Below are 16,859 nucleotides of genomic sequence, written 5' to 3'. Positions count from 1 at the left end.
CCCGACACCTACGCACACCAGCCCACCCGACGTGCAGTTTTCACGATGCACACCGCCCAGTGAAGTATTCGACAACTGCCTCACCAACCTCGACGCCGCCTTCAAGCAGGCTTGCAGCGATGCCTGGAACGCCACACCCGTCACCGCCGCCGCCGAGATGAACCTGGGCGGCTTCGGGGTGGGGAACCAACAGCACATCGTCACCACGATGGAGCGCGCCCTTGGCTACCGCTTCGGGCTCCGACGCCTGATCCCTGCGTTCGTCCTCCGACGCATCTTCAGGCGGCTCCAGCTGCTTCCTTAGTGGCTGGGCGCAGCTCGCGCCGTACGCCTGTGATGCACCGACCCACACGGGTGGATCGGCGTGGGGTCCCAGTCTCAGGCGTCGATGCGGGCGACCTTACGGCCGACCTTGAGGTACAGCTCGGCGCCGTCGAGCGCCCCGACCTCGCTCACGACCGCGTCGAGCGTCTGCTGAGCAGAAGCCTCCGTGAGCTGCGTGATCTGCTGGTCTCCGTCTGACTCGCGGATGAGGCGGAGACCGTTCTGCTGGGCCACGCGGCGCACGGCGGAGATGCTGGGCGCGAAGTGCAGCGTGCGGCTGATCAGTGCCCCGAGCGTGTCCTCGGCGTGGTCCTTCAGGGAGACGACGGGGAGGTTCTGGGTGTCCCCGAAGGAGCGCTTGGAGAAGCGCGCCGTGAACTCCGCGCGGGCGGCGGCAACAGCGTCCAGACCGTGGAGAGCGGCCACCACGTCGCCGGCGAGGATGCGTTTGACCGCCATCGGGTGCGCGGTTCCCTCCTCCAGGCGCTTGGTGACCACGCGGATCTCGTCGTCCGTCCACTCGGTGAGCAGCTGAAGGCACGGCTCGGTCAGGTGGTCGGGGATGGACATCAGCCGGCCGTAGACCTCGTCCGGCGAGGCCGTCAGGCCCACGTAGTTGCCCTTGCTCTTGCTCATCTTGGTGCCCGTGCCGTCGGTGCCCTCGATGAGCGGGGTGGTGATGACGACCTCGGGGGTCTGGTCCGAGATCTCCGTGACCTTGCGGCACATCTGGAGGTTCAGCAGCTGGTCCACGCCGCCGAGTTCGACGTCGGCGTCGATGGCCACCGAGTCCCACGCCATGACGACGGAGTAGACGAACTCGGCGACGGACAGCCCGTGGCCCTCGGCGAGCCGGGTGCGGAAGTCCTCGCGTTGGAGCGACATGGAGACCGGCACCCGGGCGAGGACTCCGACGAGCTCCGGCAGGGTGACCTTGTTCAGCCACTCGCCGTTGAAGCGCAGGTCGGCACGCTCGAAGTCGATGAACGGCGTGACCTGCTGCTGGTAGCCGCTCAGGTTGCGGGCGATGTCCTCGTCGGTGAGGGGCGGTCGCTCCGAGGAGCGTCCCGACGGGTCGCCGATCTTGGCCGTGACGTCGCCGATGATGAACACGACGTGGTGGCCCATCCGCTGGAACCGGCTGGCGATGATGATCGGCACCGCGTGGCCGAGGTGTACATCAGGCGACGTCGGGTCGATGCCGTACTTGACGACGAACGGACGTCCCGGCGCCTGCGCGGCTTCGATCTTCTCGGCGAGCACCGCGGCCGAGGGAATCAGGTGATTCCCGCGTCCCTCGACCAGGGCGGCCTGCTCCTGGGGGGAGAGGTCGGAGAGGTCCAGAGTGCGCCGTGCTGTTGTCTCGCTGAGCAACTGCGCGACCGTATAGTCCGCACCCAGGTCCGCTCCATCGAGGATGTGCATGACACGGGTGACGGACTCACTCAAACGGCGCATGGCGCCTATACGCTCCTGCGTCGGACAACTGGCCTAATACGTATGGGATTTGAAGGGGCGATTCTATTGATCAGGAACTCCGTTCGCATCCTTGTTACGGCGCCGTCAGGGGTGGGAGTGCTCGGATAGCCCCCGGGTTACGCCGATTCGACGGCCTTGCTCACGGCATGGCTGACGCGATCACGGAGCGCGTCAGCGGAGACGTATGAGAGTGCCTCAGCCAGCGAATCGAGTGCGGAGGCGAACTGGCTCTCCTGCTGGCGCAGATGCGCGTCGAGGAAGGGGACCACAGCACCCGTGGCGTCGCGGCGGGCCTGCCGTGCGTACAGCACGGTGAGGGAGAAGGCCCAGCAGGCGTGCAGGAAGCCGTATACGGGACGAGGAGTTCCCCGCCAGGGGGAGAAGAAGGTGACGTCGGCGGGGAGGCTCACGTCGTACGCGGCCAAGGCGTCGTTGAGCCAGTTGTGGGCGGCCTCGTGGATCAGGTCGCGGGCCAGGACCTCGGGGTGGGCGGTGTAGTCGGTGAAGACGGTGTCCGGGAGGCGGGTGAGGGCCCAGCTGTGGAGGGTCTCGTCGAGTCGGCGACGGTTGAGCAGGCAGATGACGGGGGCGTGCTGGGTGAGCAGGGTCCCGAAGCCGTGCTCGGTCGCGGAGGCGATGGCGGCATGAACGAGGCCAAGGGCCTCGGGCGGGGCGGGGCTGGTGTCGGGGCCGACGAGGTAGTACGCGGTTTCGGAGATCTCCGAGCGGAGCAGGTCCGCGGTGCGCGGGTTGAGCACGATGTGCGGGCCGGCCGACAGGCGGGTCAGGTCTCGCACCGTCGTACGGCGGTACCAGGCGAGGCGGTCCGCGTCCCGGGCGCGCGCCGCGTGTTCGGCGCCTTCGAGCAGGTGGTGGGCCACGGCGGAGTCGAGGGCGGACGAGCCGAGGCGGTTGCCGAGTACGGATGCGATACGGCTGGTCCGTAGACGCTGGTGTTCGGCGATGCCACCAAGGGCGACCAGGGCTTCCGGGGAGAGAGCGCTCATCTGGGGCTCCGGGGGTGGAACGGGGCCGGACCGCGGGCCCGGCCCCGTGGCGGGTCAGGACTCGGTGGTGGGCTCAGCGGCGTCGTGCTGCACCGTGGTGGCCAGCCAGGTCTCGGTGGCCGCGTTGGAGGTGTGCGCGGTGGTGCGCACGGTGTCGCTGTCGCGCAGGGTCGCGACTGCCTCCAGGAACTCGTCGAACGTCTTGTCTTCTGCCACTGCTCGCTCTCTCCTCTGGTCGGGGCCGTGGGTTGGGGAGGGTGGCTGCGGGGCGGGCCGCGGGGGCCGGTCATGGCGGCGAAGCCTCCTACTCGGAGACGAAGAGCGTGAGGAACTTGCGAACACGGCCGGCGCGGACAGGTTCGGTGCCATGGACGAGCTGGCTGCCGAAGACCACGAGCGTGCCGGGAGCGGGTGCCACGCTCCATCGAGTGCGGGGCATGGTGCGGAACCAGGGGGAGGACATGTCCGTCCCGTCGTGTGCGAAGGGCATCCCCGGGGCGTAACCCGATCCGGCCGGTGCCTCGTCGGCGGACCAGACAGCGTCGCTGCCGGTGGTCTCCACGTAGAACGCCCCGCCGGTGTTCTGGATGTCCGTGAGCGTGACCGTCGCGGCGGCGATCTGGCGGGGACGGGTGAGGGGATCGGGGGCGATACCGTCGGCATGTGCGGTGATGTACTGGCCAGCGCCGTATTCGAGGTAGATCCACGGCCGGTGGCCGGTGACCGACGGCAGCGTGCGCGTGATCGCGGCCATGTGGAGCTTCAGGGCCTGGTCGAGGAGGGTGGTCGCCTCGTATGGGATGTCGGTCATCTCGATCCGGCCGGCCGGCTCGTAGACGTCCTGCGCCTCGGCGGGGGAGTGACCGGGGATCTCGTGGATGGTGGTGCGGCGGGCCGTGCCGTACCGGTCGCGCCGGAGGGGGCCGAGCGTGTCGTCCATGACGAGGTTGAGTCGCTCGATCTCGTCCGGCTTGAGGAAGCCCTCCACAGTACGGATGGACAGAGTCTCGGCGATGTGGATCATTGCTCGCCTCCGCACGCGCAGGGGCTGGAGGGCGGGACAGAGGCGGCTTCGGCCAGGGCCACCGTGAGTACGTGCACCGCTTGGGCGAGGTTCTCGAAGTACTCGGCTGACGTGGTGCCGGCAGCGGGCACGAGATGGAGGTCGAGCGTCGGATAGATCCGGCCGGTGGTGCGGCACGTGAGTTCGCTGCGACCGAGGACCAGCGAATACGCCCCGGGCAGGGAGGACTCGGCTCGGCTGGCGGCACGGCACAGGCGGACCGCTGTACGCGCGTACTCGGCGCGGTCGCGCGGCAGGATGCCGACCGAGAGGAACCGGGGCTCGTCTCCGGGGAGGTCGGCGTAGGCGTGGCCCTGGCAGCTGTCATAGGTGACGGTGTTCCAGCCTGAGGTGAGCACGTCGACGACCGGGCGGATGCCGGGCTCGATGCCTCGTACCACTGGGGATGGTGGGGGTCGAGATCGTCTGCCTCGTGCACGCCGGGGAGGCCGACCGTGTTGATGTTCCCGTTGGCGCTGACCTGGAGACGCGCGGGCGAGCGGGGAACAGTGGGGTCGTCCCAGCGGGCCAGGAAGGCGGAGACGTGGTGCATGTTGTTGGGGCGGACGGGGCGCCAGCGCAACCGGGAACATGAGGCACCGGGCGGGAGGTCCGGTTGGGTGAGGAGGGCGGAGACGCCGTCGATCAGGCGTATGCGGTGATCGCAGTACGCGTCCTCGTCGCCCGCGGCGGCGAAGCGGAGGCGGACCGCCGGGCAGCCCGCGCCGCAGGTGTCGCGGTAGTCGCAGGTCGTGCACTTCGTGACCAGGGAGCGTGCCTGCTGAAGCAAGCGAGAGCCGCCCTGGGCACTGGCCACGTCCGCCTCGGTGTGGACGTCGCCGAGGGAGGCGAGGCCGGCCTGCGGCCAGGGCAGCTCGTCACAGCTTCCCAGGCGGTCGTCGGGATAGAGGGTGAGGACGTGGTCGCACTTCAGGTCGGAGAAGTGACAGGAACGGGTTTGTAGACCCCTGAGGCGGCGGATGACGGAGACGACGGGCTCCAGCTTGACGCGGCGGAAGAGGCCGTCGGCGACCCAGTGGTGGGCGGCCTCCAGCACGAAGTCGGCGTACTGACGAGGTGTGACGGCCCAGGCCGGGCCGGTGGGGCCGATGGCCCGTCGCTGGAGTGCCCGGCTGGTCGGCGTACGGGATCCGGCCACCGTGGTCGACCGGGTGACCGCGGCGTCGAAGCACGGCACCAGGCTGACCGTCGTCACGGCGGGGAAGGAGGCGAGGTGCTCCATGACCTCGGAGGCCCGGCCGAGGACGTAGGGGGTGACGGCGCAGATGACGCCGACGCGGCGTTCCCGACGGCCGAGGAGTTCCAGGGCTTCGACCACTCGGGGGTACGTGGGGCGGCCGTCGTAACCCACGCGCCACGAGTTCCCGAGCGCGTCCCCGTCGAGGGAGATGCCGATCTCCAGCTCCGGACAGTGCCGCTCGAACAGGTCCAACCAGGCGTCGTCGAGCTGGAGGCCGTTGGTCTGGAGGCTCACGCGGATGACGCTCGGCTGTGCGGCGAGCGCGTCCAGGATCTCCGCGATCCGTTCCCGGCCGGCGGTCAGGGGCTCCCCGCCGTGGAGTTCGACGCTGAGCGGACGCCCGGAGAAGATCGAACCGAGGCGGTGGACCTGTGCGGCGCTGATCCGGGCGCCGCCCGGTGACTCCTTGCGCTTCTCGAAGCAGTACAGACAGTCGATGTCGCAGGTCTCCCCGCGGAGCTTGAGGATGACGGAGACGGCCGTGTCCGGCCCGGTGTTCGACAGCGGGGCGTAGAGACTCTCCAGGTCGACGGGGGCGGTGCGGGTGACGGGCATCAGAGGACTCCTGAGGAGGAGAGGCGCGGTCTACGCGCCATCGGTGGAGACCGTGGACAGCCACCCGAGAAGCTGTCCGCCGGTGATGGGGATGTGGACGTCGCCGCGGCGAAGGAACCACCCGTCGGCGTACCGCTGGGGTAGCCAGCCGGCGTCGGGGGCAGCCAGGTTGGGAGGCTTCTGCAGCGGGTCGTCGACGGGCCAGCAGTCCAGGAGCGCTCTGGCCACGCGTCGCTGAACCGGACGGAACCACTCCCACGTCTCCGCGCGGGCCGGGTGGATCGGCGGACCGAACGGAGCGTCGGCAAGCAGCGGCAGCCACTTGTCGCCCAGGACCGGATGGCCGGCCGCCGCGCACTCGAGCGCGGTGAGGCAGATCTCCAGCTTCCGGCACACGACGCCGGCCGATTCGACCAGGCCGTCCTCGACGAGGCCGGTCAGGTCCTCGGCGAGACTCGCCGCGACCTCGGCCTGGTCGGCGACCGCCCAGCGTCGGTAGCCCTGGCGCTCCCCGGGATCGAGCACCGGATCCCAACGTCCGGAGCCGTACGAGAGAGCGGTGCGCAGACACATGAGGTCGTGCATCGAGGCCCGTACCCGGCGGAACGATCCGAGGTCGTCGCGGCGGACGTCGAAGAAGCGGAGCAGATGACGGAGTTCCTCCGCCCGCTGCGGCGCCGCCGACTGGAGGTCGACACGGACGCCGTCCACGATGCGCGACTCCCATGCCGGAGGGTCGCCGTCCACGATGCCGCGCAGGTCGATGTCGCTGGCCGCGTGGGCGAAGCCGCAGGCGAGCGCTCCCTCCAGCCAGACCTCACGAGCCAGGCCGGAGACGAGAAGTTCCCGGGCGACTCTGTCAGCGATCTCCCGCCGCAGCTGTGCCGATGGGTTCACCGGTGGCCTCCTTCGATCAGGATCTTGTCGTCGGCGGTGATCTCCCTGAGGAGATCAATGGCCCATCGGTCGAGCGCGCCGCGCACGTCCGCCCGTTGGGCGCCGATGTGGGGCGATGCCAGGAGGTTGAGCGGCGTCTTGGAGCCAGTGAGGAGCGGCAGGTGCTCCCGCTCGACCGGATCGAGGGCGAGGCCCGAGAGCCTCCCGTCCGCCAGTGCCCGCAGGCAGGCGGTGACGTCGAGGGTCTCCAGACGCCCTGCGCAGATCAGCAGAGGGCGCTGCGGAGCGACGCGTGCGAGGAAGTCCTCGCCGATGAGATGCTCGGTCGTGGGGCGCAGCGGCAGAGCGATCACGTGCACCTGCGACTGCTCCATGAGCGCTGTCTGCGACAGCTCACGTAAACCGGGAGGGTTCGACGGCCACGTGGCGAAGGCCGTGCGGTCAACGTAGGGAGCGAGGGCCCACTCGGCGGCCAGCCCCACCGGACCCGCGCCCCAGACGCCCGCGGCGAGGGTGCCGAGTGAGATACCCATGCACGCCGCCTTCTCGTGGCGGCCGAGCATGAGCGCGTGCTGCCCCAAGGGGATCCGCCGGGCCAGGGCGAGGGCAGCGGCGAGGACCCACTCTCCCACGGCGCCCGCGCCAGCCTCGGCGTTGCGGTGCAGCGTGATGACACGGCGTTGGAGGGCGCTTACGTCGATGTGGTCGATGCCGGAGCCGGTCCGTACGACGTGCCGCAGGCGGGGCAGTGCGTCGAGCTCCCGCTCGCCGAGTCGGACGCCGGAACGCAGGACGACCACGGCCGTGTCGGAGGGCAGGGGCGAGTTCAGGTCCAGTAAGTCGTGCACGAGAACGCCGGGCAGCGCGCGGCGGATCGCACCCGCATCCGCCGCTCCGCGCACCACGAGGACTGCGCTCATCCGAGGGTCCTCGGCTTCTCGTACCGGCCGAACGCGAGATCACCATCGCCGACGACGACGGTCACGGGCGACGACTCGCCGAAGTACGCGTCGCAGGCGCGCTTCACCCCCGGGAGCCCGTCCCAGGCCCGTGGATTGACCGCCGTGTCCGCATAGTCGTCGACGAGCAGCACCCCCGTCGGCATCAGGCGGGTGACGCAGTGCGTGAGTCCCGTGAGGGTCGAGTCGTAGAAGTCGCCGTCCAGGTAGGCGAACGCGATCTCGTCGGGCAGCTCCTTGGGAAGGGTCTCGTCGAACCATCCCGGGTGGATGACCGGCGTCGGCCTGCCCCAGGCCGCGTGCGTGGCTCGCACGTCGTCCGGGGATGACCGGAGCTCGCCCGCCGCCAGATGGTCCGAGTCCTCGGCGCCGGGCGCGGGCATGCCCTGGAAGGAGTCGTAGACGTGGATCTCGCGGTCGCGGTCGCCCAGCGAGTCGAGCACGCTACGGATCCAGAGGGCCATCGCGCCCCTGTAGCAGCCGAGTTCCACCACGGCACCCGGCACGCCGCGGACGGTCAGGTTGGCCAGCTCGTCGGCGATCACCCGGAGCCGGTCGGCACAGACCGTTCCGGAGTGCTCCCGCAGCAGCCACTCCCGCAGATCCTTCAACGTCGGATCCATGAAGGTCACCACCTGTCCACGAAGGGGTCGGCGAGTTCCCCGCTCAACGCCGCCGACAGCGGGCGGTTGATCCGGGGCAGCAGGTACACGTCGCCCAGACGTTCCAGCGGAACCCACTCGAAGCCCACCTGGATGGGATCCGGCGGTTCCGACATACGCGGCTCGGCATCGTCCACCTGCTCCGCGAGGAAGTTGAACTGAACCTTCTGTACGTCCCCGAACTCGCCCTGCCACGACTCGGGGACGTACTCGACGACGCACAGCAGACGCCGGGCCACGACCTGCAGGCCGGTCTCCTGCGCGACCTTGCGGTTCACGGCCTGGTGCAGGTCCTCGCCGACCTGGGCCTTGCCGCCCGGGAGGTTGTAGTGGAACCCGGCCTCGTCGTCGTACGACAGCAGCAGGACGGCGCCGTCGCGCACGATCGCCGCCTTCACGGAGACACTGATCCGAGGCAGTTCGGGCGTCAGAGGCACGACAGCGCCTCCGGCTCGCCGACGCGCATCAGGTCGCCGACCTCCGCCAGAGACCCCGCGACGGTGGAGCGGAAGCTCCCTCCGCGCCGGAACTGACGGGCGGCGGTGCGCATACCCGCGAGGGCGGCACGGCTGAGCTGGTTCGCGTATATGCAGAGGCGGAAGCCGGCCTCGCCGAGCTCGGCGGCGCTCAGGTCGGGGAACGCCGTGGGCACGCTGACCAGCGGCACGCCGTGGTTCCACGCACGTCCGATGGCCCGAGCCTGATCACCGGTCGCGTCCTTGGAGTGGATGAGGATCGCATCCGCTCCGGCCTCGGCGTACGCCTCGGCGCGGGCGATCGCCGCGGGCATGTCCTCGTCGGCGATCAGGGCCTCGGTGCGGGCCACGACCACGAGGCCGTCACCGGCGAGCTTCCGTATGCGCCCCACCTGCTCGCACAGCAGGTCCCGGTCGGCGAGGCTCTGGGCACGGTGGGCCGCGAAGCTGTTGCACTTGGGGTACGCGCTGTCCTCGACACACACTGCCGCGGCTCCGGCGCGCATCAGGTCGTACGCGAACCGCTCCGCCGTGCGCCCCGAGCCGCCCGCGTTGTCGATGTCCACGATGACGGGCAGCTCGGTGACACGGCCGAGCGAGGCGACCACGTCGGACAGGTCCCGGGGGCCCAGGACGTTGGCGTCCGGCAGCCCGGAGGCCGCGGACACCTCCAGACCGCTCACCCACAGGGCGTCGAAGCCCGCCTCCGCCGCGACGTGCGCGGCGAGTGCGTTTACCGCACCGATCGCCAGGAGCGGGTGCTTCCGCTCGCTGTCGTCGAGGGTCTCACGCAGACGCGTCGCCTTCGTGTCGTCAGCCATGGGTCTCTCCTCCTTCCGCGTGGGCGGCGAGCGACGGCACCAGCTGCCGTTCGCGCAGTACGTCCCAGGCGGCGAGCAGCACCTCGGACCGGGGCCGGCGGGCGTCCAGGCGGACCACGTCGCCGAGGAGCGGGAACGCGTCGGGCTTCGTGACCACGGCCTCGTAGGTCTCGCGAACCCGGCTCTGGACGTCGTGCACGTCCCAGTCGGCCCGGACGGCGTCACCTTGGCGGGCCTGCGCCCGGCTCATCGAGGCGTCGGTCTCCAGGTCCAGGACGAGCGTGAGATCGGGGGCCACGGTGAGGTGCGCGGCCAGCGTCTCGTACGTCTCCGACGCCCTCATGCCGTGCTTTACGGCGAAGAAGGCCAGCTCGCTGAGCAGCCAGCGATCCGCGATCACGGGCCGGGCCGGTCGCTGGGGGAGCACGAGGCGATCCAGCGTGGCCCGCTTGTCCGCCGCGATCGCGGACAGGTAGGCGTCACGGTTCCCGGCGTTCGGCTGGTACTTGCCCGTGACGATGGCGGCGGCCTGGTCGGCGGCGAGGAAGTTGGTGGTGAGCACGCACAGCGGGGTGACTCCGTAGAGCCCCTCCCAGAGCCGGAACAGGCCCTTGCGCAGCGTCGTCTTGCCGGTGCCGTCGAGCCCCTCGATGACGATGAACGGATAGCGGTGGTTCATTCGACCTGCCCCGCCCCCGTGCCGCCGGCGTACTTGGTGAAGCGGCCCCGCCAGCGGGCCGTGGTGGACACCAGGTCCACCAGCCGCAGCTCCGCCAACTCGTCGATGAGGCGGGGTAGGTCGGGCTCGTCGCAGATGCCGGCCTCGATGGCCCGGCAGTACGCGGCGCGGAGGGCCGGGTCGTCGACGGAGTTACGCAGCGCTGCCTCCAGCACCCGCGTGGCCATGCCGTGGGCCACGACGCTGACCGCGGTGCCCAGGGCCTGCTCATGGAGCGGGCCCGGGTGCGGCTCCAGCGTGATGTGGTGCACCCCGCGGTGGCGGATGACCGCGAAGAAGCCCACCCACCAACCGGCGGCGGCGCTGACGGCGGTCACGGCGTCGGACCAGGCCGCCCCGGGCTGCTCCGCGAGGAGGCTCTGGGCAGCGGTGTCGGCGGCGCGGTGAAGCGCCCCGCGCGGGTTCCGCGACTCCGCCCCGTGCCGCTGAGGCAGCTCCCACCAGAAGCCGAGCCCGGCGTCCTCCAGCAGCGCCATCGCGGACTCGTCGCCTGCCGGCAGCGGAGATGGGCGTTGGGCCAGCACGGAGACATCGGCGCTCGGCACGTCCGGCAGCGCCTTCTCCTCGGCGACCGCAGCCCGCCATTCGTCGAGATGGAGATGAAGACGCTGGGTCAGCAGCCCGTCCGCCAGCGTCTGCCAGGCATGGGCGAGAGGCGGCGAACCGGGGGGCCGGGGTGGCAGGGTCAAGGAGGTCACAGGTCGGATCCTCACGTCCGGGGAGTCGCGGCACGCGGCTCCGGTCGGCGGTGCTCCACCACGATGGCCGCCACGAAGGCCCACGCCTATGAGTGTTTATGAGCCCCATCAGCGGAACGTGTCCGGGTGATCGCAGAGCGAGGGACAATGCCGACCATGGTCGACAGCGGACAGCGGCGGTGTACGCGCTGCGGTGCCCTTCTCAGTCGCTTCAACGCCGGCACACGATGCGCCTCGTGCCAGGACGGGCCGGCCGCCCGACGGGCCGACCCGGCCTTCTGGCGTGATCCGACGGTCCGGCGAGCGGTGGCCGCATGGGAACTCGGCACCGTCGTCAAGCTGTTCAGGAAGCACACGGGCCTCTCCCAGGCCGGCGTGGCGCGGATGGTCAGCATCGACCAGGCCGAGGTCAGCAGACTGGAGCGAGGGCTCAAACAGATCCGCGACCGACGGCAGTTCGTCCAGTGGACCGATGCGCTGGGAGTCCCGGAGGAACTGCTCGGGCTCCTGCCCACGGCCGATCCGCACACCCCGGGCTCCACGGGACGACAGGGAACGGGGGACACCGGAGCCCGTGGGTACGCGGCGCTGCCCGAAGGGCCGGGCCAGCTTCTGTTACCCGCCGGCCGGTCCGTCTCGACGACGGCGCTTCCTGTACTGACCCTTCCCGCGGCCTCCTTCCTCGGGGACAGCCTGAGACTCGACTCCCGCCCGGAGCTGGATGCCTGGCGCACCATGCCGATGCGCGCGCTCGTCGTCGCGAACCGCACGGTGGACGGGGCGGTCCGACAGTTCGTCACCGACGCCCGACCGAGCGGCGTACGCGCCACCGCCTCCGACCCGGTCGACATCCCCGCCGCGTACGAACTGGATGATCTGACCTACGGCATCCTGTGGGCCGTGTCTGGTTTCGAGGTGGCACTCCTCGGCGATGACGAAGTCCTGTACAACTCGCTAGCGTCGCTCACCGCTTCCCCAGGCTCACTTCTCGCCTCCGACCACGGTCTGACCGAAGTCTCCCGGATGCTGATCGGCTCGGAGACCGCGGCCCGGTACATCCTGGGCCACCGTGACCACCTGGGCGACGCACCCGTCTTCTGGACCAGGGAACAGCGCGGTGAGGAAGCCGCCACCTGGCTGTTCTTCCGGCACAAGTACCAGTACCTGGAACGAATGGCGCCCAGGCGTCCGGGTTGTACGAGAGGCCGGGGGTTCTGCGTCCCCGAGTCTGCTGTCGCCTCCTCGCCTGCGTACGAGCGCGTTCTGCTCTTCCTCGCCATCGCGCTCATGGAGTCCTTCGGCATCCGCACCTGGGTGACCGACGACGGAGGCTTCGCTCACACCGACGGTTTCGCCCTCTCCCCGGGGCGCCGGGCCGTCATCGCCACATGGGTACGGACCGAGGGGGCCTCCCACCTCGCGGTCACCGCGCGGCCGGGAGCCCTGCGGACGTTCGCCGATGTGACGGGCCACGTCAGCCACCACTCGGCCACGGCGGCCGAACAGGCCGGACAGCGCTTGGCGGCGACCGCGGAGTACCTCGGCCTCGACGCCTCCTGGCTCGGGCGACGGTGCGCACAGTTGTCGGCGGCCGGTACGGAGCGGCTGGCCCGGCCACGCAGCCGGTTGCTCGGCCTCGAAGGGCTGGAGGCCGCCTGCCGGTTCGTGGCCGAGCAGCTGGTGATCATTCCGCGTACCCGGACGGCGCCGACCCGATAGCCTGCGTGAACCACTCGTGAGGCCGCGCTCGGCGGCGTCCGGACAGGGGAGCAGGGGATATGACGGAGTCGGTCAGGAACGTGGCGGTCTTCTCCCTCGGCGGCACGATCGCCATGACCACGGATCCCGCCACCGGAGGCGTCGTACCCGCGCTCTCGGCCCACGAACTCCTCGCCGCAGTGCCCGCCCTGGCCACGAGCGGCGTCGGCCTCAAGGTGCGGGACTTCCGACGTCTGCCCGGCGCCTCCCTGACCTTCGAGGACCTCACCGCACTGTCGGCCGCGATCGCGGCGGAGTTGGATGCCGGTGACGTCGATGGTGTCGTCATCACGCAGGGCACTGACACCATCGAGGAGACGGCCTTCCTCCTCGATCTCTACCACGGCCACGAGCAGCCAGTCGTCGTCACCGGCGCTATGCGCAACCCCACCCTGCCCGGCGCCGACGGCCCGGCCAACCTCCACGCCGCCGTCCTGACCGCCGCCGATCCCGGACTCAGCGGCGCCGGCTGCCTCGTCGTTCTCGGCGACGAGGTCCACTCGGCCCGGACCGTCCGTAAGTCCCACACCACCAGTCCCGCCGCCTTCACCTCACCGGCATGCGGCCCGATCGCGCGGGTCGCGGAGAACCGGGTGCGGATGGTCGGCGGCCTGCCTCGCCGCCGACCGCTCGTCGGCGCCCCCACTCGCGAGGCGCGCGTCGGGCTCTACACCGTCACCCTCGGCGACGACGGCACTCTGCTCGATTTGTGGGACGGCAACTGCGACGGACTCGTGGTCGCGGCCTTCGGCGTCGGCCACGTCCCGGAGCGCCTCGTCGAAGGGCTCACCAAGCTCGCGTCCCGCATCCCCGTGGTCCTCGCCTCCCGCATCGGCAACGGGCCCGTCCTGTCCGACACGTACGGCTTCCCCGGCTCCGAGAAGGACCTCCTCGGACGAGGGCTCATCGGCGCCGGAGACCTCGGCCCCTACCAGGCGCGGCTCCTCCTGCACGCCCTGCTCGCCCAGGGCGCCGACGGAGCGACGGTCCGCGAGATCTTCACCACCGCCTCCGCCCGCTGATCCCACCTCATCAGGAGACACCCGCACATGCGTGCTCACGAGCTGACCGTCGGCCGTACCTTTGGCGTCACCTTCGACCACGGGGAGGACTTCTTCGAGGCGTTGTCCACCTTCTGCCGTGACAACGGCGTACGGCAGGGCTACATCCCCTCGTTCATCGGAGCCTTCGCGGAGGCCGAGATCGTGGGTGCCTGCGAGAAGCTCGCGGACCCGGATGCACCGGTCTGGGCGAAGACGTACGTCACCAATGTCGAGGCGTTCGGCGCTGGCACCCTCGCCCACGACCCGGCCACCGGCGGGATACTCCCGCACATCCACGTCTCCGCCGGCCTTAAGGCCCAGTCGGCCGACGGCAGGACGAGCCACCTCCTCAGTGCCAAGGTCCAGTTCCTCAGCGAGCTGATGGTCGTGGAGGTCACGTCGCCCACGATGACCCGGCCCCGGAACCCCGACCTCTACGACGTTCCGCTGCTCACGTTCGGCTGACCGGAAGGAGTCGGCGAAGCCAGGGGTGGTCGGGCGCGATCACGTTGATCGCGTTCGCCAGCCAGGCGCGTGCCGGAGCGTCGAGCAGCGGCAGCACAGCTTCGAAGTCGGTCTCGTCTTTGTCCCGGGTCGCCTTGGCCTTGTAGAAGAGCTGGACCTCGGGCGCGAGATACGGGATGCCCGTCTCGCTCGTCCGCCCGAGTCGGTTGATCGGGAGCCGGATCTCCGGGGTGCGCCGCGAGACCCACTGGGTGCCCTCGGCCTCGTCCAGCATGAGCTGCACGGACCAGGGCGCATTCGGAGTGCGGCGGCACCAGATGTCGTGGAGCGGCGGCCGAAGGATCTCTCTAGGACGCCACGGTCGAAGCTGTCCCTGGCCGGGCGGGTCCGCCACGTACAGGTCCCAGTCGGCCAGCAGTTGACGCACGAGGGCCTGGTCGCGCCGGAGGACGAGGACGTCGAGATCGCCGTGTGCGCGCAGCTCGCGGCCGACCGCGAGTTCGATCGCGTAGCCACCGGCGATCCACCACGGGAAGTCCGCCTTGGCGAAGACCTCGGCCACATCTTCGGGACGTTCCGGTACCCAGCGTCCCAACACGTCAGCACTCACCCGCCCATACTCCCAGTGACCGGGCGGGCGGAAACGAAGGCCGGCGGCGGGTCGCCGGTCTCGCTGGAGCGCCATGTCGCTCGCTCGCCCCGCGCTCATAAACGCCCATGAGCATCAGGGCCACCAGCGGCCATCGTTGAGCGCGTGACTCGCGACCGGCCTCGTGGCCAGTGCTTGAGCCACGATCCTCCCGGGGCCGCACGCCCGGAGCCGGTGCTTCTTGCGGCCGTACGCCTCTCAGCGGTGTACCTGCCGCGCTTCCGCGACCACGTCGCAGCCCCGGGAGACGGCCACCGACATCACCCACAGGAGGTCCGCCGCCCGATGATCAGCGCGCCGTCCGCCGCTCTCGGCCTCGTGTACCGCTGGACCGACCACACCATCAACCCGACCGGCGAAGCCCGCACGGTTCTGCGACGTGTCCTCAAGGACCTGGGCCTGCCAGGAGACGTCATCAGCGACGGAGTCCTGGCCGTCTCGGAGCTCGTGGCGAACGCGCACGAGCACGCGCGCGGCCCGTACGAGGTGTACCTGAGCCGGGCTGCCGGAAGGTACATCTGTGAGATCCACGACGGGGATCCTGTCGTCCCCGCGGACCTCTACCTGGCTGCCGCGCCCTCGCGGGAAGCCGCCACGCCGGAGAACGGAAGTGGACTGCTCACTGAGAGCGGACGGGGCCTGCGCATTGTGAACGAGTTGGCTCAGGGGCAGTGGGGGTTCCACGTGACGGACTGCGGGACCAAAGCCGCCTGGGTCGTGCTGGCCACGGCTTCGGGGTCAGTGGCAACTCGCGGCAGCCAGACCTGATGGAGCGAGCTGCGCCGGCCACATCCGCGCCGCCTACGGCTCAGAAAGCAGCTTGACCCCTACGCTGCGGCGTTCGCGACCTTGGGCTTGGGCACATCGACATGGCCCATGGCTCGGTCGATCGTGATCTCGATGACCACACGTTCCGGGTCCGGAGCCGGCGTTCGCCCGTACCGCTTTCCGTAGCGCGCCACAGCATCGTCCACGGTGATCGCGTCCGTGCGTACTTCGGCCGTGCCCTCCAGCGTCGCCCAGCGTCCTCCGTCCACTTGGCATACGGCGACCCGCGCCTTACCGGGGAGCGCTGCCTGGATGTTGGCGACTTTCCTGCTTGATTTGCGAGTGATAACCCGAGCGATACCGGCATCGGCGTCCACGGTGACCCCGACGGGCACGACATGTGGGCGGGCGTCCGGCCGAAGTGTGGTCAGAGTGCACAGGTGGTACTCATTCCAGAACTCCAGGTAGTCGGTTCCCTTGCGGCGTATCTCGGCATGCATGACCGGAAGCCTAATCGCGACTGATGTCCCGACTGTCCGAGAGTGGCCATGGCCACACTCTGTCATTCGCCGCTTGAGCCGGAGGGTTTGGCGCGAGATGAGTCAATTCGGGATATTCGCTCGAGCGGAAAGAATCTCGGATCGGTAACGAAGCTGACGCCTTTCGCGGTGCTTGGCGTGGTCACGTCGTTCGTGAGAACTGCCAGTTCAAAAGCATGATCCATAGTTAGGTGTGGGGATTTGGTGCGATTTGGTGGGCCAGTGTTGCGGCGACTCGATGGGCGATTTCCAGCCGCGGGCTTCACGTAGTGTCCGATGAGTTCCAATGCCTGCCCGGGGAACCTTGCGTCGTGTCATTGCTCGTTCGCGTCAGTGACTTCGTCGTCAGAGGAGTCTTGGGCGCGCAACCGTGTGGTCCACGCCACCAGGTCGTTCGCGGCCTGGATCGATGTACTGCCCTCGATGCCTGAGATCACTTTCGGCTGCGCCATGCAGCGGGACTGGACATGGTCGAAACGGGCGGGCGGCCTCGCCCGGCTTCTTGTCGGAGCAATCCACGGCCGATGCGAAGGGGACTACTCATGTGGCCGGGAAGAACTGACCGCGACGCGACAGAACACAAGGTGCCTGAGCAGGGCGGAGTGAGCCGTCGGCGCTTGGGGCGGTGGCGTACCGCTCAGAGGGCGTTAAGTCCGTTTCTGGTAGCGGCCGCGTCCGGGCTGGGTGAGGAAGCCC

At 69.8% G+C, this 16,859-nt stretch carries 21 protein-coding genes and 1 pseudogene; 6 read left to right on the top strand and 16 right to left on the bottom strand.

Going from position 1 to position 16,859, the window contains the following annotated elements; genetic code table 11:
• Positions 1-304: hypothetical protein (locus tag ABD207_RS23535; RefSeq protein WP_344015106.1), on the top strand; the 304-nt coding region annotated here is incomplete at its 5' end.
• 74 nt (positions 305-378) lie between these two features.
• Here the strand turns inward: ABD207_RS23535 and tyrS are convergent.
• The 5 genes from tyrS to ABD207_RS23510 all read right to left on the bottom strand — a co-directional run bounded on the left by tyrS (position 379) and on the right by ABD207_RS23510 (position 4,274).
• Entirely contained in the window at positions 379-1,782 is a 1,404-nt protein-coding gene (gene tyrS / locus ABD207_RS23530) for a tyrosine--tRNA ligase (protein ID WP_344015105.1), read from the bottom strand.
• 137 nt (positions 1,783-1,919) lie between these two features.
• Positions 1,920-2,810, bottom strand: coding sequence for an aKG-HExxH-type peptide beta-hydroxylase (locus tag ABD207_RS23525; protein WP_344015104.1), 891 nt, complete (start codon positions 2,808-2,810; stop codon positions 1,920-1,922).
• 54 nt (positions 2,811-2,864) lie between these two features.
• A complete protein-coding gene (locus tag ABD207_RS23520) occupies positions 2,865-3,026 on the bottom strand; it encodes a hypothetical protein (protein ID WP_344015103.1) in 162 nt (53 codons plus the stop codon).
• Positions 3,027-3,114: 88 nt separating this feature from the next.
• The gene (locus tag ABD207_RS23515) at positions 3,115-3,834 is read right to left on the bottom strand and encodes a 2OG-Fe(II) oxygenase (protein ID WP_344015102.1); all 720 of its coding nucleotides are present in this window, start codon (positions 3,832-3,834) and stop codon (positions 3,115-3,117) included.
• Complete coding sequence (locus tag ABD207_RS23510; RefSeq protein WP_344015101.1) at positions 3,831-4,274, bottom strand: hypothetical protein; 444 nt, start codon at positions 4,272-4,274, stop codon at positions 3,831-3,833. Before ABD207_RS23510 ends, ABD207_RS23515 begins: the two co-directional genes overlap by 4 nt.
• A gap of 678 nt (positions 4,275-4,952) precedes the next feature.
• Here ABD207_RS23510 and ABD207_RS23505 point away from each other — a divergent pair.
• Entirely contained in the window at positions 4,953-5,144 is a 192-nt protein-coding gene (locus ABD207_RS23505; RefSeq protein WP_344015100.1) for a hypothetical protein, read from the top strand.
• Positions 5,145-5,200: 56 nt separating this feature from the next.
• Here the strand turns inward: ABD207_RS23505 and ABD207_RS23500 are convergent.
• The 8 genes and pseudogenes from ABD207_RS23500 to ABD207_RS23465 all read right to left on the bottom strand — a co-directional run.
• Positions 5,201-5,689: pseudogene (locus ABD207_RS23500) on the bottom strand (radical SAM protein); the annotation flags it as partial.
• A 30-nt stretch (positions 5,690-5,719) separates the two neighbouring features.
• Complete coding sequence (locus ABD207_RS23495; RefSeq protein WP_344015098.1) at positions 5,720-6,586, bottom strand: hypothetical protein; 867 nt, start codon at positions 6,584-6,586, stop codon at positions 5,720-5,722.
• On the bottom strand, positions 6,583-7,506 hold the full coding sequence (locus tag ABD207_RS23490) for an NAD(P)-dependent oxidoreductase (RefSeq protein ID WP_344015097.1): 924 nt from the start codon (positions 7,504-7,506) through the stop codon (positions 6,583-6,585). Before ABD207_RS23490 ends, ABD207_RS23495 begins: the two co-directional genes overlap by 4 nt.
• Positions 7,503-8,168: a TylF/MycF/NovP-related O-methyltransferase gene (locus ABD207_RS23485; RefSeq protein ID WP_344015096.1), complete on the bottom strand. Its 666-nt coding sequence runs from the start codon at positions 8,166-8,168 to the stop codon at positions 7,503-7,505. Before ABD207_RS23485 ends, ABD207_RS23490 begins: the two co-directional genes overlap by 4 nt.
• 5 nt (positions 8,169-8,173) lie before the next feature.
• Entirely contained in the window at positions 8,174-8,644 is a 471-nt protein-coding gene (locus ABD207_RS23480; protein ID WP_344015095.1) for an NUDIX domain-containing protein, read from the bottom strand.
• On the bottom strand, positions 8,635-9,504 hold the full coding sequence (locus ABD207_RS23475; RefSeq protein ID WP_344015094.1) for an isocitrate lyase/phosphoenolpyruvate mutase family protein: 870 nt from the start codon (positions 9,502-9,504) through the stop codon (positions 8,635-8,637). The genes ABD207_RS23480 and ABD207_RS23475 overlap by 10 nt, the downstream gene beginning before the upstream one ends.
• Positions 9,497-10,183 (bottom strand): dTMP kinase, encoded by a 687-nt coding sequence (locus ABD207_RS23470; RefSeq protein ID WP_344015092.1) that lies wholly within the window; start codon positions 10,181-10,183, stop codon positions 9,497-9,499. The genes ABD207_RS23475 and ABD207_RS23470 overlap by 8 nt, the downstream gene beginning before the upstream one ends.
• Positions 10,180-10,941: a hypothetical protein gene (locus ABD207_RS23465; RefSeq protein ID WP_344015091.1), complete on the bottom strand. Its 762-nt coding sequence runs from the start codon at positions 10,939-10,941 to the stop codon at positions 10,180-10,182. Before ABD207_RS23465 ends, ABD207_RS23470 begins: the two co-directional genes overlap by 4 nt.
• Before the next feature lie 306 nt (positions 10,942-11,247).
• On the opposite strand from ABD207_RS23465, the gene ABD207_RS23460 reads away from it, so the two are divergent.
• From ABD207_RS23460 to ABD207_RS23450, 3 genes are read left to right on the top strand one after another with little or no spacing between them, the layout of a single operon-like run.
• Positions 11,248-12,660 (top strand): helix-turn-helix domain-containing protein, encoded by a 1,413-nt coding sequence (locus ABD207_RS23460; protein ID WP_344015090.1) that lies wholly within the window; start codon positions 11,248-11,250, stop codon positions 12,658-12,660.
• Positions 12,661-12,719: 59 nt separating this feature from the next.
• Positions 12,720-13,721, top strand: coding sequence for an asparaginase (locus ABD207_RS23455; RefSeq protein ID WP_344015089.1), 1,002 nt, complete (start codon positions 12,720-12,722; stop codon positions 13,719-13,721).
• A gap of 27 nt (positions 13,722-13,748) precedes the next feature.
• A complete protein-coding gene (locus tag ABD207_RS23450) occupies positions 13,749-14,207 on the top strand; it encodes a PPC domain-containing DNA-binding protein (protein WP_030745675.1) in 459 nt (152 codons plus the stop codon).
• Here the strand turns inward: ABD207_RS23450 and ABD207_RS23445 are convergent.
• A complete protein-coding gene (locus ABD207_RS23445; RefSeq protein ID WP_344015088.1) occupies positions 14,194-14,769 on the bottom strand; it encodes a nucleotidyltransferase domain-containing protein in 576 nt (191 codons plus the stop codon). The genes ABD207_RS23450 and ABD207_RS23445 overlap by 14 nt on opposite strands.
• A 291-nt stretch (positions 14,770-15,060) precedes the next feature.
• Between ABD207_RS23445 and ABD207_RS23440 the strand changes: the two genes are divergently transcribed.
• Complete coding sequence (locus ABD207_RS23440; RefSeq protein ID WP_344015087.1) at positions 15,061-15,624, top strand: ATP-binding protein; 564 nt, start codon at positions 15,061-15,063, stop codon at positions 15,622-15,624.
• Positions 15,625-15,683: 59 nt separating this feature from the next.
• Here the strand turns inward: ABD207_RS23440 and ABD207_RS23435 are convergent, their stop codons facing one another.
• Entirely contained in the window at positions 15,684-16,124 is a 441-nt protein-coding gene (locus tag ABD207_RS23435; protein WP_344015086.1) for a pyridoxamine 5'-phosphate oxidase family protein, read from the bottom strand.
• 353 nt (positions 16,125-16,477) lie between these two features.
• Positions 16,478-16,615 carry a hypothetical protein gene (locus ABD207_RS23430; RefSeq protein WP_344015085.1) on the bottom strand — a complete coding sequence of 46 codons (138 nt, stop codon included), beginning with the start codon at positions 16,613-16,615 and terminating at the stop codon, positions 16,478-16,480.
• Between the last annotated feature and the right edge of the window lie 244 nt (positions 16,616-16,859).

The sequence above is a fragment of the Streptomyces thermospinosisporus genome, from assembly GCF_039526425.1.
Lineage (GTDB): Bacteria > Actinomycetota > Actinomycetes > Streptomycetales > Streptomycetaceae > Streptomyces > Streptomyces thermocarboxydovorans.
The sequence above is the reverse complement of the archived record's forward strand: the minus strand, read 5'-3'. Positions and strand labels throughout refer to the sequence as shown.